The organism is Neoaquamicrobium sediminum (assembly GCF_013240295.1).
In the GTDB taxonomy this organism is placed as follows: domain Bacteria; phylum Pseudomonadota; class Alphaproteobacteria; order Rhizobiales; family Rhizobiaceae; genus Aerobium; species Aerobium sediminum.
Window position 1 is genome coordinate 927,500 of the sequence record NZ_JABETK010000001.1, and the last position, 26,240, is coordinate 953,739.

The window sequence follows — 26,240 nt, forward strand, 5'->3', positions numbered from 1 at the left end:
CCGGATCAACCCTGGTCCGGCCGCCACTCCGTCATCTGCAAGCGGTTGCCGCCCAGCCGCTCAAAGGCGCGCTGCCGGCAGGAAAAGACGATGATCTGCTGGTCGCGCGACTGGCGATGCAGCGCATCGAACATCTTCTCGATGCGGTCGTCGTCGGAATAGACGAGCGCGTCATCGAGGATGACCGGCGCGGGGCGTCCGTCGCGTGCCAGAAGCCGGGCAAAGGCAAGACGCGTGAGGATTGCAAGCTGCTCGCGCATCCCGCCGCTCAGCACGTCCACCGGCTCGTCCTGGCCGTTGCGGCGCAGCAGTTCCGGCAGCAGCGTGGCATCGTTGAACGAGACCGAGACATCGTCGAACAGCAGCCCCATCAGCGGCCGCAGCTCGTTCATCACCGGCTCGAAATAGAGATCGCGCGCGGCCGTGCGCGCATCTTCCAGCGCGCGGCGCAGCCTCGTCAGCGCAGCGACTTCCATCTCAAACCGCCGCACCAGCGTATATCGGCGGCAGCGCGCCGTTCGGCCGTCTCACGCCAGATTTCCTCGACCGCGCCGTCCGTCCGGGTACGGATGCTGCCGTTCAGGTCGGCCAACTGTTCTCGCAAGGATGCAGCTTCCTTGGCCGTGGCGTCGACCGCCGATGCCGTACGGCGCAGCGTCGCCTCGACAGTGTCGATATCGGGAGCGCCCGCTCGCAACGTCTCGGCCGCAGCCTTCGCTTCGGCGAACGCGGCTTCAGCCGTTTCGCAAACACGCTGAAGCTCGCCAGCGCGGTCAGCGCGGCCTTCCTCGGCGCCGAGTGCCGCTTCAGCGACCGCACGCTCCGCTGCAATCGAGGAGAGCGCCTTTTCGGCATCGATCACTGCGGCTTCCGCTCTATCCCTTGCAGGGCGGGCCTCGCGTGCAGCAAGCCGCGCAGCGGCAAGCTTCTCGCCTGCGGCGGCATGCGCCTGCCTTGCCGCCTCCGGATTCGCTTCCGTTTGGTCTTCCGGCACAGGCAAATCCTGCAGACGCGCGATCTCCGCGCGCAACTCGGCCACGCCCTGCGGGGCGAGCAGCGCGAGATGCCGACGCGCCGTTTCGAGTTCGATCGCCTTCGCCGAGGCAGCGGCCTGCCGCTCCCGCACGTCGCGAAGGCTTTCGGCGCCAAGCTGGCGAAGCAACGTCCGGTGCCTTTCCACTGCCTTGGCAAGCTTGCCGTCGGACGCCGCGCCTTCACGCGTGGAACGGATCGTCAACGTCCCGACACCTTCGATCCGGAACTGTTCGGTGCCGTGGATGGGCCGCTCCGCCCCGTCCGGCAGCGGCGCACCGCCATCGGTCAGCCGTCCCCCGGCACCATCGTCATAATCTATCCGCAGCGTCGTCGCCCGCGCGGCCTCGGCAGCACGCAACCCCGCCAGTTCAGTCTCGAGGCGTTCCAGTTCGCGCACCGTGTCGGCAGGAACGGCGGCGACACGCAGCGCCGCCTGGCCATCCTCGATCTGCTTGTGCGCCGCTTCCGCTTCCGCAAGGCGCGTCCGCAGCTCCTTCAGCCGTTCCGCGGCTTCCCGCGCGCGCAGGGCGCGGTCCAGCCGGGCGAGAAGTCCGCGCGCCTCCTGCTCCGCCACTTCCGCCTGCTCGGCGGCTGCCAGCGCATTGTCGCTCGCCGTCACAGCTTCCAGCCGCCTGGCGAGCGCATCGTCGCGCCGCGCGATCGCGGCCGTTTCCTGCGATTGCAGTTCGAGCGCGCGCTGCGTTGCGCGGCGGAACATGTCAAGCGCCGCGCGTGCGGCTTCCGCGTTATGCCGCGCGAGGCTCTCCCGCGCTTCGGCGGCGTGCAGTTTCTCGCCATGCGCGCGCGCCTGAGCGAGCGCCTGTTCGGCCTGCGCCCTGGCCTGCTGTCGCGCGGCTGTTTCGGCCGGATCCTCAAGCTCCGCCAGCCGCTCGCGCGCCTTGCGCCGTGCATCGAGCGCGTTGCGCAGATCGCGCACATCGGCTTCCAGACGCGCCTCCTCGGAAGCCAGCCTGTCGCGCTCCTCCAGCGCTTGGTCATAGGGCTCACCGGTCCTCGGTTTCCCTTTTGACGTCACCAATTTGTCGAGCTCCGCGGCGCAGGCATCCAGAATCTGTGCCATGCGGCGGCCGCCGGTCAGCGCCTCGACCTCTCCCTGCACGGAGGCAAGCACGCCCTCGCGCGCCTTGCGCTCTTCTTCCTTTTCGCTGGGCGACCGATTCTCGATGCCGGTGATGCCCTGCCTCACCCACAACAGGCCCGCCGGGCCGCCGCTGCCGCCGTGCACCAGCTCGGCGATGAACCGCTCGGCCTCGTCCGCCTGCGCCACGATGCGGCCGGTCCCAAGATCGACGACGCCGGCGCGCTTGCCGGCATAGAACTGTTTCGTCAGCCGGAAGCGCCCCGCATCCGTTTCGATGTCGGCCTCGACGAGCGGGCTTCCGCCGCTGTAGGGGCGCAGCGACTGCACCGCCTTGGGTGTGCCGGAATGCGGCTGGAAAAAGAGCGCGTGGAGTGCATCGAACGAGGTCGACTTGCCATGCTCGTTGGCCGCCGACAGCACATTGACGCCATCGCCCATGCCTTCGATCGCGACACCCCGCCCGGCAAAGCGGCGGACGTTGTGCAAGCGGACAGCGCGCAGCTTCACGACGGCGCGTCCTCGCAATAGGAGAACAGCCGCGCCAGCGCCCCACGCGCGATGTCGCGCTCGGCCTCCGCGCGCTGCGGATCGTCGCTTTCGGCCAGAAGCGTTTCGGCCGCCTGTCGTAAGGCACCGGCATGGTCTATACGGTCAAGATCACCGCTCTCGCAGACGGTTTCCAAAGCATCGTCTTCATAAATCGCATGAGCGAAGTCCGGCGCAGCATGTTCGACGGCGGCCTTGAGTTCCGCTTTTGCCGGCAGCCGCGTGCGCCCCTGTGCGGCGATCCGCAACAACGTCTGCCGCCGCATCTCTGTCGGTAGCACCTGTGCCAGCGCCTCGTTCACGTTCTCATCGCCAAACAGGCGAAGATCGAGCGTGCGCCACTGGAACGCACCGGTTTCGGCCGGCGTGACGGTCGGTTCGGCGCCTGCCCCCTCTATCGACACGAGGAGTGCGCGACCTGGCTCACGGTGCTTGAACCGATCCGGCTCAGGCGTGCCGCTGTACCATGTACGGGCATCGATGCGGGTCAGCCCATGCCAGTCGCCCAGCGCCAGATAATCGAGACCCGCGCGCGACGCCCGGTCGGGCGCCAGCACGTCGGATGAACTGCCTTCTTCGGAGAAATCGCGGATCGCGCCGTGCGCAAGGCCTATGCGGAGCGTGCCATCGCCCGTCGTTACCCCATCCATCCATTCGCTGAGATCGCGCCCGGGCCGCCTCGTGGTACAAGGTGCCGGCAGCACGACCACGCCGGGTGCAACGTCCACCGGCTCCGGCTCGAGAGCCAGCGTGACGTTGGCTGGAGCGTGCTGCAGGGCGGTTCGCCACAGCTCGTCGGCCACCCGTGAATCGTGATTTCCCGGAAGAACTATCCAGCGCAACGCGGGATCTTCGGCCATCGCCGCAAGCGACTGTCGCAACATCGCCGGTGTCGGCGTTTCGGTATCGAAGGTGTCGCCCGCAAGCAGGACCACAGACGCGCCCTGTGCACGGGCAAGGCCAGCCAGGCGTCCGATCGCCTGATGGCGCGCCTCACGCAGCCGCCCCCGCAAGTCCTCCGGCAGGTTGCCGAAACGCTTGCCTATGTGCAGATCGGAGCTGTGAACGAAACGAAACATGCATCCCGACTAGCAGGATTCGGCGCGGCGCAAGAGCGAAAAACGCTCCACCACCAGAGCAGCACATCGCTACAACTTAAGTAAAATTTTACCGTGTTGCTCGGTTTCCGTTGCGCGAACGGGGCCTATTCCGGAACCATTCCACCCACACCATTGTTTCTATTCACGAAAGGAACGGAAACATGTCTGGAATGAAGGCAAATACGATGCGGGAGGACGCGCTCGACCAACTGATCCGCAAGGAGATCGGTTCGGCGAACAATCGCCGACTTCTCGGCCGCATGCCTGCCTTCAAAGTGGATGCGGACATGCCTGATCAGTTCAACGATCTACTTGCGGAACTCGACCGAGCCGAAAACGGACGGTCGCGAGCGCGCAGCTAGCAAAAAGGGGACGGCTGCCTGGCAGCCGTCCCCCTGAATTTCGTTACCATCACGCAGCGTTTGAGCTGGTCGACGGTGTCGCTTCAACAGCAGCAGGACGCGGACGCGCCGGGCGCATCGGCTTCTTCTTCGGCGAAGGCAGCAGGCCTTCCCGCTGCGCCTGCTTGCGGGCCAGCTTGCGCGCCCTGCGCACTGCCTCGGCCTTTTCGCGGGCGCGCTTCTCGGACGGCTTCTCGTAGGAACGGCGCGCCTTCATCTCGCGGAAGACGCCTTCGCGCTGCAATTTCTTCTTGAGGACCCTGAGGGCCTGATCGACGTTGTTGTCGCGTACAATAACCTGCAATTGCTTTCCTGACTTCTCACGGGTTCGCCCGGCATGTTCTGGACATGGAGGACATGGAAGCGGATCGCAGTGCGATCCGGCGAAGCGGCGCCAAGTCACGAAATGAGAGCGGACGATGCGTGCCGCAGATCCTGCGGGCGCCTGAAGATGCACTCGATATAGACCGCTGACAGCTTAATGCAACCCCGTGGGGCAGAAAGCTCAGGCTGCGGGACGCCTGCGCCAGGAATATCCGGCTCCACAATCGCCTGCTTTGGCTGCTGGCTGGTAGTGGAACGGAATACCGCCAACGCGCCCTTCACCGAGCCGCGAGAGCGCTGTTTCGTTGGTCACCTCGAACTCGCTGAAGCCCGTTCGGATCATCAGAGGGATCTGATCGATCAGCACATCGCCCGAGGCGCGGATGGTGCCGCCGTATCCATGCCGTGAGCGCAGCAGCTCTGCCTTCGAATAGCTGCGGCCATCGTTGAAGGCGGGGAAACCGAGCGAAATCAACGACACCTGGGACAGGAAGGGCAGCAAGGCATCCAGCGCCTCGCCGGGCAGCACATGAACGCCGATGCGGTCGGCCGCTGCCGCCCGCGTGGCATCGTCGAGATCCAGGAAGACAGCAAGCGGCAGGATAACGCGCTGGTTACCAGCGAGCGCCTGAGCGTCCTCCGCATGGCTCCATTCTTCCTCGCGGAAGCCGTCCGGGGTCCATAGCCGGGTGACGGTTTCGGTCTCGCTCATTGCATGCCCTAATGTGTTGGAGTGGCCAGTCGCTCGCCGAGCCCCGGCAGATGAATGCCGCATTCGGTCTTCGCCTGCCCTGCCCAGCGGCCCGAACGCGGGTCTTCGCCCGGCTTGGCCGGCTCCGTGCAGGGAAAGCAGCCGATCGACAGGTAGCCGTAGGCAACCAGCGGATTTTCTCTCAGGTCATGACGGCGCATGTAATCTGCCAGCTTCGCCGTATCCCAGCGCGCCAGCGGATTGATGCGGATGCGCGGCCCGACCGCCTCGAAGACCGGCATGGCGCCCCGCGTCGAAGCCTGAAAACGCTTGCGGCCCGTGAACCATGCGCGGAAAGGTTCAACGCCACGAGCCATCGGCTCCACCTTACGAACGCCGCAGCATCCGTCGACGTCCGTCTTGTGCAGATGTCCGGTCGGGTCGACGTGCGCCAGTGCCGCGTCATCCGGCGTGACGATGCGAATATCGGACAGGCCGAGATCGTCAGCCAGCTGCTCGCGATATTCGAGCGTCTCGCCGAAATGCTTGCCCGTATCGAGGAAGACGACGGGCAAATCCGGATCGGTGCGGGCGATCATATGCAACAGAACGGCCGAATCCGCGCCGAATGACGATACGGCGGCGAGCTCGCCGAGACCGAAGCGTTCCCTGGCCACACCGATGATCTCATGCGGTTCGAGGCCGCCGAAGCGGGCATCGAGCGCCGCCGCCTCCCCGATCGTATCGAGGCCGGCTTCAGGCAGCCTTTGCTTCGCTTCCATAAAGGGCCTCCTTGAATGGGGCGGCCCCCAGCCGCCGATAGGTATCGAGGAACGTTTCTTCGCGGCCTGAGCGGCAGGCGAGATAGGTCTCGACGACCGTCTCGATGGCCCCACCAATCTCTTCCGGCCCGAAGCCGCGACCGACGATCTCGCCGATGGACGTGTTCTGGTCACCCGAACCGCCGAGCGTCACCTGGTAGAGTTCGGCGCCCTTCTTTTCAACACCCAGAATGCCGATATGGCCGACATGGTGGTGGCCGCAGGCGTTGATGCAGCCGGAAATCTTCAGCTTCAGCTCGCCGATTTCCTCCTGCTTCTCCTGCGACGCGAAACGGCGCGAGATGTCCTGCGCAACCGAGATCGAGCGGGCATTGGCGAGCGCGCAATAGTCGAGCCCCGGGCACGCGATGATGTCGGTGACGAGGCCGGAATTCGCGGTCTCAAGACCGATCGCGACGAGCCTGTCGTAAACCGTCTTCAGGTCGGCGCGCGCGACATGCGGCAGGATCAGGTTCTGTTCGTGGCTGACGCGGATTTCGTCGAATGCTAGTTCCTCGGCGATGTCGGCAACCGCGTCCATTTGCGCGTCGGTCGCGTCGCCCGGCGCCTCGCCGATTGCCTTCAGCGAAATGGTAACGGCCGCATAATCCGGGTGGCGGTGTGTGGTCACGTTGCGGCGCAGCCAGGCGGCGAAACCGCGATCGTCGAGCTGCGCTTCCTTGACCACAGCTTCCCCTTCGGGACGCACATTCAAGGCAGGCGGCGCGAAATAGGTCTCAATCGCGCGGATGTCCGCCTCAGGCAGCTTGAGTTCGCCGTCCTTCAGCGCCTCGAATTCCTTCTCCACCCAGCCCGTCAGTTCCTCGGTGCCGGTCTCGTGGACGAGGATCTTGATGCGCGCCTTGTACTTGTTGTCCCGGCGGCCGTGCAGGTTGTAGACGCGCAGGATCGCTGTCGTGTAGGCGAGCAAGTCCGCCTCGGGCAGGAAGTCCCTGATCTTCTTCGCGATCATCGGCGTCCGGCCCTGGCCGCCGCCGACATAGACCGCAAATCCCAGCTCACCCTGCGCATTGCGCTTTAGGTGCAGGCCGATGTCGTGAACCTGGATCGCGGCCCGGTCGCGTTCCGCGCCGGTGACCGCGATCTTGAACTTGCGCGGCAGGTAGGAAAATTCGGGGTGCACCGACGACCATTGCCGCAGGATTTCGGCATAGGGGCGCGGATCGGCCACCTCGTCGGCCGCAGCACCGGCAAAGTGGTCTGCGGTGACATTGCGGATGCAGTTGCCGCTGGTCTGAAGCGCGTGCATCTCCACCGACGCCAGATCGTCGAGGATCGCGGGAATGTCGGCCAGCGCCGGCCAGTTGTACTGGACGTTCTGGCGCGTGGTGAAATGGCCGTAGCCCTTGTCGTATTTGCGCGCGATATGCGCCAGCACGCGCATCTGGCGGGCATTCAGCGTGCCATAGGGGATCGCGACGCGCAGCATGTAGGCGTGGAGCTGGAGATAGACCCCGTTCATCAGCCGCAACGGCTTGAACTGGTCCTCCGTGATCTCGCCGGCTAGCCGCCGGTCGACCTGTTCGCGGAATTCGGCGACGCGGGCCTTCACGAAGCCATGGTCGAATTCGTCGTAGCGATACATGCTGGACTGTCCTTAAAGCGGGACAGCCGCCGGCTCGATCAGGCGGCGACTGCGATTTCGGGGCGGGCCTGCTTGCCCAGGTCGATGCGGTTGGTGGGGCCGGCGGCGCGGATGCGCTCGCGAAGGCGAAGCGGCCGGATCGCGCCGTCCACGACCTCGACGTCGATCAGGTTCACGTCCACGACCTCGTTCTTGAGGAACGCCGCCTTGCCGGTGCGCTCGAGCCGCTCTTCGGTGGTCGCGTCCCTGGCGAGTTCGGCGGCGTCGATTGCTTCCGACCAGGAATGATCTGCGGCAAGCCACACCGCTTCACCGTCGGAAAGCCTGTTCGCGGTCAGTATCTTCATCGGGTCGGTCCTTTCTGCGTCTCAAGCGGTCGGTCGCCCCAGCGGCAATACGCGCGCCGAGCGGTTCTGATCTGTCGAAATTCGCGCCGGCGACCGCGTCGCCGATGATTGTCATGACGGGACCCGCAAGATCCGTGCGCTCCTGCAGCGCGGGCAGGTCGGCCAGCGTACCGTGGAACAGGCGGCGATGCCCCAGGCTGGCGTTTTCCACGACTGCGACCGCCGTGTCGGGCGAAAGTCCGGCATCGGCCAGCCGGCCGGCCACGTCGGCGGCATTGCTGCGGCCCATGTAGACGGCAACGGTCGCGCCATCGATCGCGAGCCGCGCCCAGTCCGGCAGCGACTTGCCTTTCAGGTCATGGCCCGTCGTGAAGACGAGGGAGGATGAAACGCCGCGTAGCGTCAACGGCAGTTCGAAATCGGCGGCGGCCGCGAAAGCCGAGGTGACGCCGGGCACGACCTCGTAGGAGACGTTTGCCGCGCGCATTGCCGCCATCTCCTCGCCGGCACGCCCGAATACCAGCGGGTCGCCCGACTTGAGCCGCACCACTCGCTTGCCGGCCTTCGCCAGATCGACGAGCAGGTGGTTGATCTCGGCCTGCGACTTCGAATGGCAGCCCTTGCGCTTGCCAGCCGCGATCCGTTCGGCGTCGCGGCGTCCGAGAGCGACGATCGCCTCCGGCACCAGCGCGTCGTGGACGATGACGTCGGCTTCCATCAGAAGCCGATGGGCACGCAGGGTAATCAGGTCCTCGGAGCCAGGTCCCGCACCGACAAGCGCCACGTGGCCGTTAGCCTGACCCTTGTACTGCAACAGAGATTGCGCGGCCCGATGGGCACCAGTCTCGTCACCGGCATCGAGCGCGCGGGCCGTCGCGCCGGTGAAGAAGGACTTCCAGAAGGCGCGGCGCGGCGCGCCCTTTGGCACGTGCCGCTCGGCAGCCTCGCGATAAAGGGTCGCCAGCGATGCCAGCGCACCCAGCGACGGCGACAGCATCCGGTCGATGCGGCTGCGGATCATCTGGGCGAGGACGGGACCGGCGCCCTCGGTGCCGATCGCAACCGCGACGGGCGCGCGGTTGACGAGCGCGGGGGTGTAGAAATCGCAGAGTTCGGGACGGTCGACCGCATTGGCGGCGACACCTGCGCGGCGCGCATCGGCGACGATGGCAGCATCGCGCTGTTCGTCGCCGGTTGCAGCAAAGACCAGAACGGCATTGTCCAGATAAGCGGGTGCCCACGCCTTCTGGATTAGCTCCGCGCCATTGGCGTCGGCCCAGTCTGCGAGGGGCGGTTCCGCGGCCTCGGCCACGATGCGGATCGCTGCCGCCGACTGCCCGAGCAGCCGTGCCTTGGCAAGCGCCTCCTCGCCATCGCCGACGATGACGACCCTGCGGCCTTCAACCCGCATAAACACGGGGAAGGCGCTCAGGCGCGTTTCGCGGGTGTGTGGCAGCTTCTCGACCATGGCCGGATTGTCGCTGCCTCGGCCGGTTTTCAGAAGAAACAGCCTCGCTTGGCGGATCGCGGCGGGCAATCGCTTTTGCGCCATGCAGCATCGCCACGCAAAGTTTTGCTCCTGATGCCGATCAAACCGGACAAAGCACGGAACGGCCAACCATCCGCAAGCGTTGAAAGATCAACCGGAAACAAGGCTGAAAGGAGCAGGACATGTCTGGAATCAAGCTGGAGCACGACGCGTGGGTTGTCGTCGCCGATGGCGAGAAGGCGCTGTTCCTTCGCAATGAAGGCGATGCGAAATTTCCGAACCTGGAAGTGTTTCGCGAGATGCATGACGACAATCCGCCAACCCACGAACAGGGCACCGACAGGCCCGGGCGCTTCAACGACGGACCCAATGTTCACCGCAGCGCCGTGCAGGAGACCGACTGGCACCGGATCGAGAAGGAACGTTTCGCGAAGGAGGTTGCCGAGCGGCTCTACAAGGCTGCGCACCGGGGCGATTACAAGCGGCTTGTGATCGTCGCACCGCCGATGGTCATGGGCGAGGTCCGAAAGGAGCTACACAAGGAGGTCGAGGACCGCGTGGTGGCGGAAGTGTCGAAAACCCTAACGAACCACACGATCGACGAGATCGAGAAAATCTTGACGGCCGACTGAGTGGCTGCTCGCATTCTCAGGGGTGCGTCCTTCGAGGCTCGCGGAGCCTGTCCTCGGGCTTGCCGAAGGCAAGACCCGGGGGCTCGCACGTCAGGATAAGGGATGTAGTCTAGGGGCTCGCACGTCAGGATGAGGGATGTAGTCTGATCGAGTCTACGACGTCGTGGGCTCGATGGATTTCTGAAGAACGGCCCTCGAACCCACCGGCTCGCCGGAGCGATGCACAACAGTCCTCATCCTGAGGTGCGAGCGTAGCGAGCCTCGAAGGACGCACAGCTACTCCGCGAGGAAGTCCCGCAACATGGCGATCTCGAAGTCGCTGGCAAGCGTCGGGGCGTGGCCGCAGTCGGGCATGACCTCGAGACGCGGGCGCGGCCCGCGCCGCACCATGTCCTCGGCGATGCCGGCGGGCAGCACGTCGGAGCTTTCGCCTCGTATCAGCAGCGTTTTCGAGGTGATCGCGTCGTAGGAGTCCCACACGTCGAGATCCGACTTGTGGTGCGTGAACTGCGAGACGATGTTGGGATCGTAGTGGACGGTCACGCGGCCATCGTCTGTCCTGCGCGAGGAGGTGTCGGCCATCCGGCGCCAAAAGGCATCGGTGTTGCGGCCGAAGGGTGCGTAATTCTCGCGCAGCCACGCTTCAAGTTCGCCGATCGTGTCGTAGACGGGCGGATTGCCGACATAGGAGGCGATCCGTCCCGTGCCGGCCTCTGGTATGTCGGGTCCGATGTCGTTGATCACTAGATGGGTGATACGCTGCGCGAGCGGGCCCGCCGCAAGCGTGACGCCGATCAGGCCGCCCATCGAGGTGCCGAGCCAGCGCAGGTCGCCGATGCGGTAATGGTCGAGGACCGCCAGCGCCGTCTCGCCGAACACCCGATAGGAATAATCGACCGTGTAGTCGCGCGCCCAGCTCGACAGGCCGCGCCCGAGCGTGTCGGGACAGATGACGAAATAGGTGTCGCTGAGCGCCTCGGCTACCTCGTCGAAATCACGGCCGGTGCGAGCAAGTCCATGCCACATCACCAAAGCAGGCTTTTGCGGATCGCCCCATTCGGTGACGTGCACCTCGAAGCCGTCGCAATTCACATAGGTCGAACGCGGCAGGGTCATTTGGTGCCTCCCTTGCCCATGAGGGTGCCGGCGATGCCAGCCGGAAAGAAATAGACGAGCAGGATGAAAACCACGCCGAGCCACAGCAGCCAGCGGTCAGGGTTCAGCAGGTCGGGTATCAGCGGCACGTCGGCGGTTGCCGCCGCGCCGGCGGCCATGAGGTCCTTCAGGTAGAACTGTGCCAGCGTCATGATGACGACACCGATCACCGCGCCGAACATGGTGCCCATGCCGCCGATCACCACCATCAGCAGGATGTCGAGCATGATGTCGAAGGAGAGCGCCACGTCCGGGCCGGTATAGCGCAGCCACGTCGCCCGCACGACGCCGGCAAGAGCGGCGACGACCGCCGCTATGCAGAAGATGGCGGTGCGATAGGCCACGACACGATAACCGATCGCTTCCGCGCGCATCTCGTTTTCGCGGATCGCCTCCAGCACCGTGCCAAGCGGCGAAGCGACGATGCGCAACATCGTCAGGAACAGAATCAAAGAGGACAGGAAGACGAAATAGTAAAGCGCAAGCCTGCCGTTCGCGGCGACGCCGAAGATGCGCAACGCCTTGCCGTCGCTGCCCTCGATCAGCGTATTTGCCGGCGAGAAGAAGCGCGGTATGGAGTAGGTCATCCCATCCTCACCGCCGGTGAAATCGGAAAGCTGGCTGGCCAGCACCATCATCACCGAGGCCGCGGCAAGCGTGATCATGGCGAAGAAGATCGCCTTGACGCGCAGCGACAGGAGACCGATCAGTACAGCCAGCACGAGCGCCGCAATCACGCCGAGCGACCCGCCAAGCAGGATCGCGTCGAACCCCGCGCCCATGGTTTTCAGCGCAATCGCCACCCCGTATGCGCCGAGCCCGAAGAACATCGTGTGGGCGAAGGACACGATGCCCGTATAGCCAATCAGCAGGTCGTAGCTCGCCACCAGCACGATGAACACGCAGATCCGCGCCGCCACTTCCTGCGCCCGTACATCGGGGAACAGAAACGGCGCGAACATCAGGCAAAGCCCGACCGCAAGCACGACGCCGTAGACGATGAGCCTGCCTGCGGGAACGCGACGATCAATCCTGTGACCGGTGGTGGCTGGCGTCGTTGCTGTCATGTCGCTCACCCCTTCACCGCCGGCTTCAGTCCGAAGGGTCGCCACAGCAGGATCGCCATCATCAGGATCATGTTCGACGCCAGCGACATCTTCGGGAACAGGAAGGCCACGTAGTTCGCCATCAGCCCGACGAGGATCGCGCCGAGCAGTGAACCCTCGATGGAGCCAAGCCCGCCGATGATGACGACGATGAAGACGAGGATCATCATCTCCGAGCCGATGGCAGTCGTGATCAGCCCCTGATAGCCGGCCCACATGGCGCCGCCCATCGCGGCCAGCGCGGAGCCCGCCATGAAGACGGCGATGAACAGCCGGTCGATCCGGAAGCCCAGCGCCTCGACCATTTCCCGGTTCTCGACGCCGGCGCGGATCAGAAGGCCGATGCGGGTTCGGTTGAGCGCGAAATGCATGGCGATATAGACGACGAGCCCGAGGGCGAAAGCGAAGATGCGGTAGAGCTCGATGGCCACGTCGCCGATGACGATCGAGCCGGTCAGCGCAGCCGGGCGCGGCACCGGGATCGGCGCGCCGCCCCAGATCATCAAAATGAGTTCCTCCGCCACGATCAGCGCGCCCATGGTGATGAGGATCTGGCGCAAATGGTCCTTATAGACCGGCTTGACGATGACGCGCTCGAAAGCCCAGCCAGCAAGCGCGCCGAACGCGGTAGCAGCCGCGATGGCCGCCATCAGTGCGACGATGTTCATGGCCGCGCTGCCGCCCGACACCCAGACGCCGAACCATGCAAGCACGCTCGCTGCAATAAACGCCCGAAGGAGACGAAGGCCGAATGGCCGAAGTTGAGCACGTCCATGAGGCCGAAGATCAGCGACAGACCGGACGCCATCAGGAAGATCATCATGCCCATGGCGAGACCGGCGACGGTCAGCGTCATCCATGTCGACGGCCGGCCGATCAGCACGAAGGCGATAAGGCCCAGCGCGACCGGCAGCAGCATGACGCCTCCGAAGCGTTCGAAGGTGGCGGAGAGGGTTTTCATGTTGGCCGTTTCCCCGCGATCGTCCGACCAAAGGAACCCACTCTATGTTGCCCCCTCTGTCCTGCCGGACATCTCCCCCATGAGGGGGAGATCGGCTTTCAGACCGCTCACCGAGCGCTTGGCAACGCCGGCGATTGGCGAAAACTGCGCGACCGGCTGATCTCCCTCCTTGTGGGGGAGATGTCCGGCAGGACAGAGGGGGCGTGACAGAGCGCATACATGACCAACATCCTCAATGCGCTTCCATCGACAGGCTGAGGAAACGGTTCTGGAGCGCCTCGTCGGCCGCGAGCTCGGCCATGGAGCCGCGATGGACAATGCGGCCGTCGTCGATCACGGCGACGGTTTCGCCGAGCGCGCGGGCAAAAAGGAAGTTCTGCTCGACCAGCAGGATAGTCGTCTCGCGTGCGATGTCGCGGAAGGCGTCGATCATCGCGCGGATGATCGCAGGCGCCAGCCCCTTGGTCGGCTCGTCGATGAGTATCAGGTCGCGCCTTTCAATGATGGCGCGGGAGATGGCGAGCATCTGCTTCTGTCCGCCGGAAAGCGCATAAGCCTGCCGATCCCAGAACTTCTCCATCGCAGGAAAGAGTGTGAAGACGCGCTGCAGCCGCTCGTCGTCGAACCGGCCCCCGGTCGCGGCCAGCCGCATGTTTTCCTCGACCGTGAGGCCGCCGAAGATACCCATGTTCTCGGGCACGAACGCCACGCCCAGCCTGGCGATGTCGGGCGTCCGCATGGCGGTGATGTCCTGACCGCGGAATACAATCCTGCCGGAGCGCGCGCGCCAGAGCCCCATGATCGTGCGCAGCGTCGTGGTCTTGCCGGCGCCGTTGCGGCCGAGCAGCACGTGCACGCCGCCCTCCGGCACGTCGAGCGAGATGCCATGCAGAATGTGATATTGCGCGATGTCGGTATAAACATCCTCGATGCGCAGGATCGGCGCGTTCATGCCACCTCCTCCGCACCGACGCCGAGATAGATCTCGCGCACAATCGGCAGCGCCATCACTTCGTCGGGCCTGCCGTCGGCAACGAGTTCGCCATTGTGCAACACCACGATGCGGTCCGCGAGCGCGCGCACCACATCCATCTTGTGCTCCACCAGCAGAATGGTCTTGGAACGGTCCTTCTTGAGTTCGGCGACCAGCTCAAGGATCGCCGGAGCCTCATCGACCGACATGCCCGCCGTCGGCTCGTCGAACATGAAGATGTCCGGCTCCATCGCCATCAGAAGCGCGACCTCCAGCTTGCGCTGGTCGCCATGCGGCAGGGCCGAGGCAGGCAGATGCGCGACAGCGGCCAGCCTGGTCGCTTCGACGAAGCCGTAGGCCTTTTCGCGTATGCCGGTCAGTCCGGCGGCGCGAGTGAAGATGCGGGCACCCTGCCCCGCGCTGGCCTGCACGGCAAGCCGCACATTTTCCAGCACCGTCAGCTTGGGAAACAGGTTGGTGAGCTGGAACGCGCGGCCGACGCCACCCTTTGCACGCGCTGACGGGGAGAGCGCGGAGATGTCGTCGTCGCCCTTGAAAATACGACCCTCGGTCGGCTTCAATTGTCCCGAGACGAGGTTGAACCACGTCGTCTTGCCGGCCCCGTTCGGCCCCACGATCACCGTCAGCTCGCCCGGCTGGAACGCGCAGGTAACGCCGTTGACCGCCGCATGGCCGCCAAAACGGATCGTCAGGTTTTCGGTGCGGAGTGATGGGGGGACATGTCTTCCAGGCAATCGGTTTCAAAACAAGCACCCCACTCCGGCCCTTCGGGCCACCTCTCCCCTGCCCGGGGGAGAGGAAAGGCGCTGCCGCCATGTCGGCGCTTCTCCAGCTTGGGTTCCTCTCCCCGGGCAGGGGGAGAGGTGGCCCGAAGGGCCGGAGTGGGGGTGTTGCGTTCCCGGCTCGAGCCGGGAACGATCGGATGGATTCAAGCCTACTCCTGGTTGTTCCGGCCGACCGGAATGTCCATCTCTTCGGCCTTGATCTCGCGGACCAGTTCCGGCACCGCCCAGTCGACACCGTCCTCGACCTTGATCTTGAAGTGGTACATGGACTGCAGGGCCTGGTGGTCTTCGGGCCTGAAGGTCATCTGTCCCTTCGGGGTGTCGAAGGTCATGCCTTCCATGGTGGCGATCAGCGTTTCGGTGTCCCACTCCTCGGCCTTTTCGAGGGCGGTGACGATGGCCATGGCAGACGCCATGCCGCCGGCGGTGAAGAAGTCGGGCGGCGAGCCGAAGCGTTCCTGATGCTGCTCGACGAGCCAGTCGTTCACCGGATTGTCCGGTGCCTCGTAGTAGTAATAGATCGCGCCTTCCATGCCCGGCACCTGCTTGTAGGCGACGAGCGCCGGCAGAATGTTACCACCGGTGGAAAGCTCGATGTCGTAGCGGTCGAGGCCGGCGCCCGCCAACGGCGTCATGGCGTCGATGCCTGCGACGTAGATCATGATGACCTTGCGGCCGGGCTGATCCTTCAGCGCCGCCGTCAGCCGCTCGATCGTGGCGGTGAAGTCCGTCGTCTGCTGCGGCACATATTCCTCGGCAACGATATGCGCGCCGGTGCCGTCGAGCGCCGCCTTGAACGCCGACACGCCGTCGCGCCCGAACGCATAGTCCTGCGCCAGCGTCGCGACGTAGAGGTTCTCGTCCGGGTTGAGCGCAAGCGCCTGCGCCTGCATGTCCATTGACGAGTTGCGCGAGGTCTTGAAGACGTAGCGGTTGGAATCCGGCCCGGTGAGGCCGTCGGCCACGGCCGGCTCGACAAGCAGGATCTTCTCGTACTCCTCGGCGACGGGCAGCATCGACAACGCCACACCCGAGGACGTATCCCCGACGGCGATCAGCGCATCGTCGTCGCCATAGGCTTCGGCCAGCAGGGCGCGGGCGACATCGGGCTTGAACTGCGTGTCCTTGACGATCAGCTCGATCTTGCGACCCTTGACCTCCATCGTGCCGTCGGTGGCGTATTCGAGGCCGAGCTCGAAGCCGGTGTGGGTCTGCTTGGAATAGGCTTCCAGCGGCGAACCCGACAGGCCGTGAAGCAGAGCGATGCGAACCGTGTCGTCCTGCGCCAGGCCCGGCGTGGCCGTCAACGCGGTCGCCACGGCCAGCGCGGCAAAAAGCTTCTTCATGATGGTCTCCTCCCAGAGTATGACGGAACGCTGCGACTGGCGCGGTTCGGTCTGGCGGCTATTATCGTTTCCGGAAACCGGAACCCGCAATATCGTAGGAATACGAACGGTAGAAATACGCATCATGAGTTGGGCCGAAAACATCCGCGAGCTGGCGTTCGAACATGCGCCGGTCGGGCTCGTGGTCACGGAAAGCCGCGTCATCCGCGCCTGCAATCCGCGCTTTGCGGAGATGTTCGGCTATGAACGCGACGAACTGACCGACAGGTCCTTCGCCATCCTCTACCCCTCCTTCGAGGAGTTCGTGCGCATTCGAGATGTCGGCGTCGCGCCGCTCAAGAAGAACAACCGCTATTCCGACGAGCGCATCATGGCGCGCAAGGACGGCACGCTGTTCTGGTGCCGGGTGCGCGGCCACTCGCTGACGCCGGACGACGACCCGCTGCGCCGCGCGGTCTGGAGCTTCGCCGATCTGTCGGAGACCCGCCCGGTACTCGACCTCACCACCCGCGAACGCCAGATCGTCATGCACCTGGGCGAAGGCCGCACCTCCAAGGAGATCGCGCGCATGCTCGCGATTTCGCCGCGCACGGTGGAGGCCTACCGGGCGCGGCTTCTGAAGAAATGCGGGGCGGCCAATGTCGCCGAGCTGCTGTCGCACCTGTCGACGATGCCGCAGTAGAGCGGCAGCTTCACCTTAGTGCGTCCTTCGAGGCTCGCTCCGCTCACCACAAGGGCGCGGCAGCATCAGACGTGCTGGCCACCGTTGATGTGGATTTCCGATCCCGTCACGTAGGAAGCCTGGCCGGAACACAAGAAGAAGATGATGTCGGCGACTTCCGCCGTAGAACCCAGCCGACGCAAAGGGATGGTCTCGACGATCTTTTCCGTGCCCGGCGACAGGATCGCGGTATCGATCTCGCCCGGCGCGATCGCATTTACCCGGATACCGTGCGGACCGAAATCGGCCGCCATCTCGCGGGTCAGCGAACCGAGTGCGGCCTTCGACGTCGCGTAGGCAGTGCCGGCGAAGGGATGCACCCTGCTACCCACGATCGACGAGACATTGACGACGGACCCTTTCGCCCTGGCCAGTTCCTTGAACAGGCCGCGAGCAAGCATGATGGGGGCGAAGAAATTGACCTGGAACACGTCGCGCCAGACATGCATCGGTGTCTCGATCGAGTTCATGCGCGCGCCGCCCTCGAGCTTGGGCGAAATCGCGGCATTGTTGACGAGCGCGTCGAGCTGGCCACCCTCGGCCTCAAGCCGGTGGCGTATCTCGGCCACGGCCTGCCCCACATCCTCCGGGTCGGAAAGGTCGACCTTGATGTGATCCTCCGGGCCTGATGGCCAGGGACAGTTGTCGGCGAATGCCTGCCTGGAACAGGTGATGACGCGCCACCCTTCGCCCGAAAAGCGCTTGACGGTGGCGTGGCCGATGCCCCGGCTTGCGCCGGTCAACACCAGTGTCTTGCGTGGGTCGGCATCGGCCATGGCAAATCTCCTTGCCGCTATCTAGCGGAAGCCGTTGCCCAAAGCGAGTGCGCAAAGACGCGCATCAATTGCCGAGGATGATGTCCATGATCGAGCCCACGGGTTTCTGAGCCTGTGCGCCAATATCGGCCTGCGGTGTCGGCGCGTCGATCGACGCCGTATGCTCGGTACCGGGCTGCGCGCGCAAAATGTCCTCGACCTGCGAGAGCACCCGCCCGTTCCAGTTGCCAGGCAGGTTGGCGACCGGCACGCCTTCATGCGCGGCAGCCATGAAGTCGTTCCAGGCCGCAGCGGGCAGCGAGCCGCCGGTGATGTTCTTGGTCGCGGTCCCGTCGTCGTTGCCGAACCATACGCCCGTTGTGAGGTTCGCGGTGTAGCCGACGAACCAGGCGTCGCGGGAATTCTGCGTGGTACCAGTCTTGCCAGCCGCCGGCCAGCCGAAGGCCGCGCGCCGCGCCGTGCCCTGCGACACGGTTTCGGCCATCATCGCGTTCATCATGCCGACGATTTCCGGGCGCACTACACGCGGCCCGCTGGTCGACCTATGCTGGTATAACACCGCCGCCGCCGGCCGTGGTGATCCGCTTGACGAAGTGGATGTCCGGTCTGAAACCGCCATTTGCAAATGGCACATAGGCGGCCGTCAGCTCCAGCGGCGTGACCTCCGACGTGCCGAGCGCGATCGACAGGTTCGGCGTCAGATCGGATTCGATGCCCATGCGCCAGGCCGACTCGACGATCGCGGCAGGTCCCACCTCCTGCGCAAGCTGGACGGCAACCGAATTGAGCGACTTGGACAGCGCCGTGCTCAGCGAGACCTGACCGTAGTATTTTTCGTTGTAGTTGCGCGGCGCCCACTTGCCGATGCGGATCGGCGCATCGTTTCGCATCGTATCCGGGAACAGTCCCTTTTCCAGCGCCGCCATGAAGACGAACGGCTTGAAGGCCGAGCCCGGCTGCCGGCGCGCTTCCGAGGCGCGGTCGAACTGGCTCGTCGCATAGTCGTAACCGCCAACCATGGCGCGTACCGCGCCCGAAGCGTCGATAGACACAAGCGCACCCTGGCTGACATTGTGCTTCTTGCCCTCCTCGTCGATCAGGCGGCGGATCGAGCCTTCCGCATAGGTCTGCAGGACGAGGTCGACGGTCGTTTCCACCACGATATCCTGCCGCACCTCACCGATGAGTTGAGGCAGCTCTTCCATGATGCGGTCGGCGAAATAGTGCTCCGAACCTGTCCAGTAGGCGGTGGCGCGGACGGCCGGCGTGCTCATCGCGGTTGCAAGCTGGCTGTCGCCGATCATGTCTTGGTCGCGCATGGCGGCAAGCACGAGCTGGGCGCGCTGCTCGGCCGCCTGCGGATCGCGGGCCGGCGAAAGCCGCGACGGCGCCTTGAGCAGACCGGCAAGCAATGCGGCTTCGGACAGCGAGACATCGCGCGCGGACTTACCGAAATAGCGCCGCGAGGCCGCCTCCACTCCATAGGCGCCCGAGCCGAAATAGACCCGGTTCAGATACATTTCGAGGATCTGGTCCTTGGTGTATTTCTGCTCCAGCCACAGCGCCAGCAGCAGCACTTCCTGCACCTTGCGCTCGATGGTTCGCTCCGGCTTGAGGAACAGGTTCTTGGCAAGCTGCTGGGTGAGCGTCGAGCCGCCCTGGCTGAACCGCGCACCGGCGATGTTGGTAACGACAGCGCGTGCCAGGCCTATCGGGTCGACGCCGAAATGGGAGTGGAACCTGCGATCCTCGATCGCCATTACCGCCTGCGGGATAAAGGGCGACATCTCGTGCAGGCCGACGGCCTCGCCGCCGGTCATGCCGCGATTGGCGACGAGCTGGCCGTTGACGGCGACAATGCGCACGTTCGGCGGCCGGTCGGGGATCGCCCACGTGGTCGCTGCCGGCATCTGCGCGCCGTAGAAGGCAACGAGGCCTGCAGCGGCGATGCCGCCCCAGATACCCATAACCATCATCCAGTAGACGCCGCCGCGCAGGAGGCCGAAGAAGCCGCGCCGCTTCTTTTGTCTTCCTGAGCGCGAACGGTTTCCGGACGATTGCCTGCGGGTCGTTCCGCTCGCCGCCTTCTTGCGGGTCGGGGCTGCCTTGCCCTTTCGCGCTGCAGGCACCACGCGATCGTCTTCGCCGACGAAAAACACCGAAGCGTCGTCATCTCGCGATCCTCCACCGAAGGTCGGTTCTATGCGCGTGTTTCGATTTCGGCTGGCCATCCCGTCCGCGGGTCCGATCTCAGTCTGTGGGCATCGGGTCGGGTGGAGAGTAAATGCGGCTATTTAAAGGGGGTTAAGCCCAAAGGTTGCGTTCGCTATCCGTTGACAGACTGTTGACCGTTTCGACAACAGTGGTATGCAACGCTTCTCAGGCAACGGAACCTCGTCGATTCTTTCGAGAGCGGCGGGGTTCTTTTGTTTCAGACGCCTGAGGGATTAGCTACGAGTTACGCGCCAAAGCGGTAAGTTTCGCGCGATTTCGGCTTGATCTCGATGGAAAAGCCCGGCGCGGACGGCGGCATGTAGGCTGCACCCTCGATCACGCATGGTTCGACGAAATGCTCGTGCAGGTGGTCCACATATTCGACCACCCTCCCCTCGAGCGTGCCTGCGATGCAGACATAGTCGATCATGGCCAGGTGCTGCACATATTCGCACAGGCCCACCCCGCCGGCATGCGGGCAGACCGGCAGCCCGTATTTCGCGGCCATCAGCAGCACGGCCAGCACCTCGTTGACGCCGCCGAGCCGGCAGGCATCGATCTGCACCACATCGATGGCGCCGCGCATGATGAGCTGCTTGAAGATCACCCGGTTCTGGCACATCTCACCGGTGGCGACCTTCACCGGCGCGATGTCCTCGCGGATGCGGCGGTGGCCCTCAATGTCGTCGGGGCTGGTCGGCTCCTCGATGAACCACGGCCTTGCGAAGGCCAGGTCCTTCACCCAGTCTATGGCCTCACTCACCTCCCACACCTGATTGGCGTCGATCATCAGGTTGACCTCAGGCCCGACTGTTTCGCGCGCAATGGTCAACCGGCGAATGTCGTCGGCCTTGTCGCGCCCGACCTTCATCTTGATGTGGTTGAAGCCCGCGTCCACGGCTTCCCGGCAAAGCCGGCGCAGCTTGTCGTCGTCATAACCGAGCCAGCCGGCCGAGGTGGTGTAACAGGGGTAGCCCTCGCGAAGCAGTGTCGCGATGCGTTCGTCCTTGCCTTCGCCCCGCACACGCAGCAGATCGACGGCCTCTGCCGGCGTGATGCAGTCGGTGATGTAGCGGAAATCGATGCAGCGCACGATCTCCTCGGGGCTCATCTCGGCCACAAGCCGCCAGACTGGCTTGCCTTCGAGCCTTGCCCACAGATCCCAAACGGCGTTGACGACGGCGCCGGTCGCCAGGTGGATCGCGCCCTTGTCGGGACCGATCCAGCGGAGCTGGCTGTCGGACGTCATGTGCCGCCAGAAAGCGCCCATGTTCTCCGCGACCTTGGCCATGTCGAGCCCGACCACGAGATGGCGCATGGCCTCGATCGCCGCACAACAGATCTCGTTGCCGCGCCCGATGGTGAAGGTCAGTCCGTGGCCTTCATGCTCACCGTCGGTCTTGAGGATGACATAGGCCGCCGAATAATCGGGGTCGGGGTTCATCGCATCCGATCCGTCGAGATGGAGCGATGTCGGAAAGCGCAGGTCCAGCACCTGCATGTCGACGATGCGTGTCATGGGCGTCCGGCAGGTAAGGAAGGAAAAAGTGGCCGGAGACGCAAGCGCGCCTCCGGCCCATGCTTGTCCTAATCGTATAGAACGGCGGCGATCTCGGGATCGTCGATGTTCGACTTATCGTACCAGTAGAAGCCGGTGTCGATCGCGGCCGGAACTTCCTCGCCCTTGATCGCTTTCACGGCAGCCGCGACGGTCTCGTAGCCGATGCCGACCGGGTTCTGGGTGATGGCTCCGGCCATCAATCCGTCGCGGATCGCCTGCTTCTGCTGCGCGCCGGAATCGTAACCGATGATGACGAGGTCGGTCTTGCCGAGTTCGCGTGCGCCGTTGACGACACCGATCGCCGAGCCTTCATTCGCGCCGAAGATGCCCTTCAGGTCGGGATTGGCCTGCAGGATCGACTTGGTGATCTCCGTCGACTGCAGATGGTCGCCGCCGCCATACTGCACGGTGACGATCTCGATGTTCGGATAGGCCTCCTCGACGCGGTTGACGAATCCGTCCCGGCGGTCGATGCCAGTGCGGCTGGTCTGGTCGTGCACGACCAACGCCACCTTGCCTTCGCCACCGATCAGCTCGGCCATCTTGTCGGCCGCAAGGGCGGCGGCGGCGAGATTGTCGGTCGAGGCGGTGGCGACGGGAATGTCGGAATCGACGCCGGAGTCGAACGCGATCACCGGAATGCCGGCCTCCTGCGCCTTGCGCAGCAGGGGGATCGCCGCCTGGCTGTCGAGCGCGGCGAAGCCGATGGCCTGGGGGTTCTTGGCAAGTGCGGCCGCCAGCATGTCGATCTGGCGGTCGACCTGAGCCTCCGTGTCGGGACCTTCGAAGGTGACGGTGACCCCGAACTCGGCCGCGGCCTTGTCGGCGCCGGCCTTCACAGCCTGCCAGAACTGGTGCTGGAAGCCCTTCGAGATCAGCGGAATGTAGGTCTCCTGCGCGCTGGCGGGCACTGCCGCGCCAAGCATGGCGAGCGCGCCGATCGCGCCCAGGATAGTGCGTCTGTTGAGCATGGCATTTCCTCCTTGGTTACACGTATTGGTACGTTTCCGGAGCGCTGACCGCCCTCTCTTGCTAAAGCTTCCGCCGCCGCAGCATGTCGATGTAGACGGCGAGGATGATGATCGAGCCGGTGACGACGGTCTGCCACTCCTGCGCCACCGACAGAATACGCAGGCCGTTGAGCAGAACGCTCATGATGAGGGCGCCGATCAGCGTGCCGAGCACCGTGCCGCGCCCGCCGGAAAGCGACGTGCCGCCGATGACCACCGCCGCGATGGCGTCGAGCTCGTAGCCCTGACCAAGTGCGGGTTGCGCGGAATTGAGACGCGAGGCGATCAGCAGCCCGGCGATGCCGCAGATGGAGCCGGCGAGCGTATAGACGGCGATCTTCCACCGGTCCGTGTTGACGCCCGACAGGCGCACCGCTTCCTCGTTGGAGCCGAGCGCGAAGGTGTAGCGTCCAAGCGCCGTCTTCGACAGGATGAAGGAAACGGCGATCGCAACGAGGAACAGGATCAACACGCCATTGGGCAACGGCACCGACGGTATCAGCACGCCGACGATCGATCCCTGCGCGATCTCGGTGAAGCCGGGCGTATCGTTGAAATAGATCGGTCGCGTGCCCGAAATCACCAGCGAAAGGCCCTTGAGAATCAGCATCATGCCGAGCGTTGCGATAAATGGCGGGACCTTGAGCTTGGCGACGAACGTGCCGGAACAGAAGCCAGCCGCGGCGCCAGCCAGGATCGCGCCCAGCACGCCGAGCGGCAGCGGCAGGCCCCAGTAGGTCAACACAACGCCGCAGATCACCGCGCAGAAGGTCATCAGCGTACCGACAGACAGGTCGATGCCGCCGGTGATGATGACAAGCGTCGCGGCAATGGCGAGCACGCCGTTGACCGAGGTCGCCTGCAGGATTGCGATGATGTTGCTGGTCTGCATGAAGTTGGGCGACGCAAGGCTGAAGCCCAGGACCAGAACGATGAGGCTGGCGAAGGCGAGCAGCCGGTGATGCGCACCGGAAAGCCTTGCTGCTGCCGGCGAAGGGGCCGCTGGTGTGGCTGCTTCAGTGGTCATGCCGCGTCTCCCATCTGCTGCTGCGCTCCGGTCGCGCCGTTGCGCTGCGTTGCCAGCTTCATGATCTCTTCCTGTGAGGCGCCGGCGGGCAGGATGCCGGTCAGGCGCCCCTCGCACATCACCGCGATGCGATGCGAAAGCCGCAGGATTTCGGGCAATTCGGAGGAGATCACGATCACCGCGCGCCCCTGCGCGGCCAGCGAATTCAGAAGCTTGTAAATTTCGCTCTTTGCCCCAACGTCGATGCCACGCGTCGGCTCGTCGAAGATCAGGATGTCGCAATCGCGCAGAAGCCACTTGGCGATGACGACCTTCTGCTGATTACCGCCCGAAAGCAGCCGCGCTTCCTGCAGGTCCGAAGGCGTCTTGATCGAGAGCATGTCGATGTAGCCGACTGCGGCTTCCCGCATCGCCCCGTCGCGAAGAATCCCGCCCGCGCCGGTGAAGCGCGACAGGCTCGCTAGCGCGATGTTGTTGCGGACATCCATGCCGGTGGCGAGGCCGAACTGCTTGCGATCCTCCGAGAGGTAACCGATGCCGGCGCGCACGGCGTCCTTGGGTTGTGCGATCGCCACTTTGCGGCCGTGAACATGGATTTCCCCGGCGTCGAGCGGATCGGCGCCGAAGATCGCACGCGCGACCTCCGTGCGGCCCGCACCCATCAGGCCCGCGAAGCCGAGGATCTCGCCTTTGCGTACCGAAAAGCTGACGTCGCGAATTTCGGCGCCCCGGCGCAGGCCGCGCACTTCAAGCGCAACCTCGGCGGCGCTCAGATCAGGCACTTTCACCGCTTCATCGGAAAGCTTGCGCCCGACCATCATCGAAATGATGGTCTCCACCGGTGTTTCGGCCGCCGGCACGGTGTCGACGGTCTCGCTGTCGCGCATCACCGTCACGCGGTCGGCGATACGCTTCAGCTCGTCCATCTTGTGCGAGATGTAGACGATGCCGACACCCTCGCCGCGCAGCTTGCGGATGATCGTGAACAGTTCGGCAATCTCTGTATCGTTCAAGGCGGCCGTCGGCTCGTCCATGATCAGCACGCGTGACTTGTAGGATAGCGCCTTGGCGATCTCGACCATCTGCTGCCGCGCGATGGAGAGCCCGTGCACCGGTGTGCGCGGGTCGAGCGACAGGTTCATGCCCTGCAGGATCGCGGCGGCGCGTGCGTTGAGCGCGGCTTCGTCGAGCAGCAGCCCGCCGGCGCGGCGCGGCTCACGCCCGATCAGGATATTCTGCGCCGCCGTCAGGTCCGGCATCAGGCTCAGTTCCTGATGGATTATGCCGATGCCCAGCGCCTGGGCAGCGCGCGGTGACGCGATCTCGGCTGGGTTGCCATCAATCAGGATCGCGCCGCGGTCCTTCTGATAGATGCCCGCGAGGATTTTCATGAGGGTGGACTTGCCGGCACCGTTCTCGCCCATCAGGGCGTGAACCTCACCTGCCAGCAACTCGAAGCGCGCGCCATTCAGAGCACGTACGCCCGGGAAACTCTTGTCGATCCCGGCCATGGCGACGAGGGGCGTCAAAAGTCGACCCCACGGTCAACATGCCGGCCTGGAACGAGCGGATATGTGCTCCCAAACGATCGCATTCGCCGATTGTCCTCCCAGTCAATTGGCAGCGTCTCATTCTATATACAAACAGATCGTTCATATGTAAACTGAAATCGCTGACGTTGGGGCATGAGGTCGGGTGATGGAATCTGCGGTGGTCGAGCAAAGGGACAGACAGACGGACGACCGCTATCGCGCGCCTGCGCTGGACAAGGGCCTCGACATTTTGGAGCTGCTTTCGGAGCAGCCGCGGGGCATGACCCGGGCCGAGATCGTCAAGGCGATGGGCCGCAGCGCCAGCGAGATCTACCGGATGCTCGAACGGCTGGTCGCGCGTGACTATGTCAGCCGCTCGCCGGAGGGCGATCGCTATGCGCTGACGATGAAGCTGTTCGTGCTTGCGCACCGGCACCCCCGTGCGCCGGCTGGTGGCTCGGGCGCTGCCGCTGATGGACGCCTTTGCGCGCGCGGCCCTGCAATCATCGCATCTGGTGGTGCCCGATACCGAACAGGCCATCGTCGTGGCGCAGGCGACATGCCCCGGCAATTGGGAATTCGGCATCAGGGTGGGAACGCAGATCGCCCTGCTGGGCACTGGCTCGGGGCACACGCTGCTTGCCTTCCAGGACCCGCACCTCACGGAGGAAGCGCTCGACCGCTGGCAGCGCGACGGCAAGGATCACGACATGGACGCAATGCGCGCCGAACTGGAGGCCTGCCGCAATGCCGGGCACCGCATCGGACCCAGCCAGCAGATCAGGGGCGTGGACGACATCTCCGTGCCGATCCGGTCACCGGAGGGCCATGCCATCGCCGTGCTGACCTGCCCCTATATCCAGCGGCTCGACGGCAAGGCGCAGCCCGAGATCGACGAGGTGCTGGCGCTGCTCAAAGGCGTGGCGCAGGACCTGTCGCTGTCCTAGTCATCCGGGCT

At 64.8% G+C, this 26,240-nt stretch carries 21 protein-coding genes and 3 pseudogenes; 4 read left to right on the forward strand and 20 right to left on the reverse strand.

Features of this window, described 5'->3' with window-relative positions; translation table 11 throughout:
• Nucleotides 1-5: 5 nt before the first annotated feature.
• Both HK436_RS04385 and HK436_RS04390 read right to left on the reverse strand, forming a co-directional pair.
• Nucleotides 6-2,644, reverse strand: a pseudogene (locus HK436_RS04385) (AAA family ATPase).
• Complete coding sequence (locus tag HK436_RS04390; RefSeq protein ID WP_173187628.1) at nt 2,641-3,762, reverse strand: metallophosphoesterase family protein; 1,122 nt, start codon at nt 3,760-3,762, stop codon at nt 2,641-2,643. The pseudogene HK436_RS04385 and the gene HK436_RS04390 overlap by 4 nt, the downstream one beginning before the upstream one ends.
• 182 nt (nt 3,763-3,944) lie before the next feature.
• On the opposite strand from HK436_RS04390, the gene HK436_RS04395 reads away from it, so the two are divergent.
• On the forward strand, nt 3,945-4,145 hold the full coding sequence (locus HK436_RS04395) for a hypothetical protein (RefSeq protein ID WP_244648528.1): 201 nt from the start codon (nt 3,945-3,947) through the stop codon (nt 4,143-4,145).
• A 49-nt stretch (nt 4,146-4,194) separates the two neighbouring features.
• Here HK436_RS04395 and rpsU read toward each other — a convergent pair whose 3' ends face one another.
• The 6 genes from rpsU to cysG all read right to left on the reverse strand — a co-directional run bounded on the left by rpsU (nt 4,195) and on the right by cysG (nt 9,441).
• Nucleotides 4,195-4,488 (reverse strand): 30S ribosomal protein S21, encoded by a 294-nt coding sequence (rpsU, locus tag HK436_RS04400; RefSeq protein WP_173187630.1) that lies wholly within the window; start codon nt 4,486-4,488, stop codon nt 4,195-4,197.
• A gap of 201 nt (nt 4,489-4,689) precedes the next feature.
• Nucleotides 4,690-5,220, reverse strand: a complete 531-nt coding sequence (locus HK436_RS04405; protein WP_173187632.1) for a DUF934 domain-containing protein — start codon at nt 5,218-5,220, stop codon at nt 4,690-4,692.
• An 8-nt stretch (nt 5,221-5,228) separates the two neighbouring features.
• Nucleotides 5,229-5,981: a phosphoadenylyl-sulfate reductase gene (locus HK436_RS04410; protein WP_173187634.1), complete on the reverse strand. Its 753-nt coding sequence runs from the start codon at nt 5,979-5,981 to the stop codon at nt 5,229-5,231.
• Nucleotides 5,956-7,626 carry a nitrite/sulfite reductase gene (locus tag HK436_RS04415; protein WP_173187636.1) on the reverse strand — a complete coding sequence of 557 codons (1,671 nt, stop codon included), beginning with the start codon at nt 7,624-7,626 and terminating at the stop codon, nt 5,956-5,958. The genes HK436_RS04410 and HK436_RS04415 overlap by 26 nt, the downstream gene beginning before the upstream one ends.
• A gap of 38 nt (nt 7,627-7,664) precedes the next feature.
• Complete coding sequence (locus HK436_RS04420; RefSeq protein WP_173187638.1) at nt 7,665-7,973, reverse strand: DUF2849 domain-containing protein; 309 nt, start codon at nt 7,971-7,973, stop codon at nt 7,665-7,667.
• Nucleotides 7,936-9,441 (reverse strand): siroheme synthase CysG, encoded by a 1,506-nt coding sequence (gene cysG / locus HK436_RS04425; protein ID WP_244648780.1) that lies wholly within the window; start codon nt 9,439-9,441, stop codon nt 7,936-7,938. Before cysG ends, HK436_RS04420 begins: the two co-directional genes overlap by 38 nt.
• Nucleotides 9,442-9,644: 203 nt before the next feature.
• On the opposite strand from cysG, the gene HK436_RS04430 reads away from it, so the two are divergent.
• Nucleotides 9,645-10,094 (forward strand): baeRF12 domain-containing protein, encoded by a 450-nt coding sequence (locus HK436_RS04430; protein ID WP_173187640.1) that lies wholly within the window; start codon nt 9,645-9,647, stop codon nt 10,092-10,094.
• Between the two features lie 276 nt (nt 10,095-10,370).
• Here the strand turns inward: HK436_RS04430 and HK436_RS04435 are convergent, their stop codons facing one another.
• From HK436_RS04435 to HK436_RS04460, 6 genes and pseudogenes are all read right to left on the reverse strand, one after another.
• Nucleotides 10,371-11,210 (reverse strand): alpha/beta fold hydrolase, encoded by an 840-nt coding sequence (locus HK436_RS04435; RefSeq protein WP_173187642.1) that lies wholly within the window; start codon nt 11,208-11,210, stop codon nt 10,371-10,373.
• The gene (locus HK436_RS04440; protein ID WP_173187644.1) at nt 11,207-12,316 is read right to left on the reverse strand and encodes a branched-chain amino acid ABC transporter permease; all 1,110 of its coding nucleotides are present in this window, start codon (nt 12,314-12,316) and stop codon (nt 11,207-11,209) included. The genes HK436_RS04435 and HK436_RS04440 overlap by 4 nt, the downstream gene beginning before the upstream one ends.
• Before the next feature lie 5 nt (nt 12,317-12,321).
• A pseudogene (locus HK436_RS04445) lies at nt 12,322-13,316 on the reverse strand (branched-chain amino acid ABC transporter permease).
• Between the two features lie 232 nt (nt 13,317-13,548).
• Nucleotides 13,549-14,268 carry an ABC transporter ATP-binding protein gene (locus HK436_RS04450; protein WP_173187646.1) on the reverse strand — a complete coding sequence of 240 codons (720 nt, stop codon included), beginning with the start codon at nt 14,266-14,268 and terminating at the stop codon, nt 13,549-13,551.
• Nucleotides 14,265-15,044, reverse strand: coding sequence for an ABC transporter ATP-binding protein (locus tag HK436_RS04455; RefSeq protein ID WP_173187648.1), 780 nt, complete (start codon nt 15,042-15,044; stop codon nt 14,265-14,267). The genes HK436_RS04450 and HK436_RS04455 overlap by 4 nt, the downstream gene beginning before the upstream one ends.
• A gap of 200 nt (nt 15,045-15,244) precedes the next feature.
• On the reverse strand, nt 15,245-16,441 hold the full coding sequence (locus tag HK436_RS04460) for a substrate-binding domain-containing protein (protein WP_173187650.1): 1,197 nt from the start codon (nt 16,439-16,441) through the stop codon (nt 15,245-15,247).
• Between the two features lie 124 nt (nt 16,442-16,565).
• Between HK436_RS04460 and HK436_RS31105 the strand changes: the two genes are divergently transcribed.
• Nucleotides 16,566-17,123: a PAS and helix-turn-helix domain-containing protein gene (locus HK436_RS31105; protein ID WP_173187652.1), complete on the forward strand. Its 558-nt coding sequence runs from the start codon at nt 16,566-16,568 to the stop codon at nt 17,121-17,123.
• Between the two features lie 65 nt (nt 17,124-17,188).
• Here the strand turns inward: HK436_RS31105 and HK436_RS04470 are convergent, their stop codons facing one another.
• From HK436_RS04470 to HK436_RS04495, 6 genes and pseudogenes are all read right to left on the reverse strand, one after another.
• Nucleotides 17,189-17,938 carry an SDR family NAD(P)-dependent oxidoreductase gene (locus tag HK436_RS04470; protein ID WP_173187654.1) on the reverse strand — a complete coding sequence of 250 codons (750 nt, stop codon included), beginning with the start codon at nt 17,936-17,938 and terminating at the stop codon, nt 17,189-17,191.
• A 64-nt stretch (nt 17,939-18,002) separates the two neighbouring features.
• Nucleotides 18,003-20,169: pseudogene (locus HK436_RS04475) on the reverse strand (transglycosylase domain-containing protein).
• 227 nt (nt 20,170-20,396) lie between these two features.
• Complete coding sequence (locus HK436_RS04480; protein WP_173187656.1) at nt 20,397-21,671, reverse strand: L-fuconate dehydratase; 1,275 nt, start codon at nt 21,669-21,671, stop codon at nt 20,397-20,399.
• 68 nt (nt 21,672-21,739) lie between these two features.
• Entirely contained in the window at nt 21,740-22,684 is a 945-nt protein-coding gene (locus HK436_RS04485) for an ABC transporter substrate-binding protein (RefSeq protein WP_173187658.1), read from the reverse strand.
• Between the two features lie 61 nt (nt 22,685-22,745).
• Complete coding sequence (locus HK436_RS04490; protein ID WP_173187660.1) at nt 22,746-23,750, reverse strand: ABC transporter permease; 1,005 nt, start codon at nt 23,748-23,750, stop codon at nt 22,746-22,748.
• Nucleotides 23,747-25,279 carry a sugar ABC transporter ATP-binding protein gene (locus HK436_RS04495; RefSeq protein WP_173187662.1) on the reverse strand — a complete coding sequence of 511 codons (1,533 nt, stop codon included), beginning with the start codon at nt 25,277-25,279 and terminating at the stop codon, nt 23,747-23,749. Before HK436_RS04495 ends, HK436_RS04490 begins: the two co-directional genes overlap by 4 nt.
• Before the next feature lie 425 nt (nt 25,280-25,704).
• Here HK436_RS04495 and HK436_RS04500 point away from each other — a divergent pair, with 425 nt between their 5' ends.
• The gene (locus HK436_RS04500) at nt 25,705-26,229 is read left to right on the forward strand and encodes an IclR family transcriptional regulator domain-containing protein (RefSeq protein WP_244648532.1); all 525 of its coding nucleotides are present in this window, start codon (nt 25,705-25,707) and stop codon (nt 26,227-26,229) included.
• The last annotated feature ends 11 nt before the right edge of the window (nt 26,230-26,240 follow it).

What these genes read in the sequence shown, in the direction of transcription:
- HK436_RS31105 (WP_173187652.1), top strand. Translation starts at nt 16,566, where the DNA reads ATGAGTTGGGCCGAAAACATCCGCGAGCTGGCGTTCGAACATGCGCCG.
- HK436_RS04420 (WP_173187638.1), bottom strand. Translation starts at nt 7,973, where the DNA reads ATGAAGATACTGACCGCGAACAGGCTTTCCGACGGTGAAGCGGTGTGG.
- cysG (WP_244648780.1), bottom strand. Translation starts at nt 9,441, where the DNA reads ATGGTCGAGAAGCTGCCACACACCCGCGAAACGCGCCTGAGCGCCTTC.
- HK436_RS04490 (WP_173187660.1), bottom strand. Translation starts at nt 23,750, where the DNA reads ATGACCACTGAAGCAGCCACACCAGCGGCCCCTTCGCCGGCAGCAGCA.
- HK436_RS04470 (WP_173187654.1), bottom strand. Translation starts at nt 17,938, where the DNA reads ATGGCCGATGCCGACCCACGCAAGACACTGGTGTTGACCGGCGCAAGC.
- HK436_RS04415 (WP_173187636.1), bottom strand. Translation starts at nt 7,626, where the DNA reads ATGTATCGCTACGACGAATTCGACCATGGCTTCGTGAAGGCCCGCGTC.
- HK436_RS04430 (WP_173187640.1), top strand. Translation starts at nt 9,645, where the DNA reads ATGTCTGGAATCAAGCTGGAGCACGACGCGTGGGTTGTCGTCGCCGAT.
- HK436_RS04395 (WP_244648528.1), top strand. Translation starts at nt 3,945, where the DNA reads ATGTCTGGAATGAAGGCAAATACGATGCGGGAGGACGCGCTCGACCAA.
- HK436_RS04405 (WP_173187632.1), bottom strand. Translation starts at nt 5,220, where the DNA reads ATGAGCGAGACCGAAACCGTCACCCGGCTATGGACCCCGGACGGCTTC.
- HK436_RS04410 (WP_173187634.1), bottom strand. Translation starts at nt 5,981, where the DNA reads ATGGAAGCGAAGCAAAGGCTGCCTGAAGCCGGCCTCGATACGATCGGG.
- HK436_RS04460 (WP_173187650.1), bottom strand. Translation starts at nt 16,441, where the DNA reads ATGAAGAAGCTTTTTGCCGCGCTGGCCGTGGCGACCGCGTTGACGGCC.
- HK436_RS04450 (WP_173187646.1), bottom strand. Translation starts at nt 14,268, where the DNA reads ATGAACGCGCCGATCCTGCGCATCGAGGATGTTTATACCGACATCGCG.
- HK436_RS04435 (WP_173187642.1), bottom strand. Translation starts at nt 11,210, where the DNA reads ATGACCCTGCCGCGTTCGACCTATGTGAATTGCGACGGCTTCGAGGTG.
- HK436_RS04480 (WP_173187656.1), bottom strand. Translation starts at nt 21,671, where the DNA reads ATGACACGCATCGTCGACATGCAGGTGCTGGACCTGCGCTTTCCGACA.
- HK436_RS04390 (WP_173187628.1), bottom strand. Translation starts at nt 3,762, where the DNA reads ATGTTTCGTTTCGTTCACAGCTCCGATCTGCACATAGGCAAGCGTTTC.
- HK436_RS04440 (WP_173187644.1), bottom strand. Translation starts at nt 12,316, where the DNA reads ATGACAGCAACGACGCCAGCCACCACCGGTCACAGGATTGATCGTCGC.
- HK436_RS04485 (WP_173187658.1), bottom strand. Translation starts at nt 22,684, where the DNA reads ATGCTCAACAGACGCACTATCCTGGGCGCGATCGGCGCGCTCGCCATG.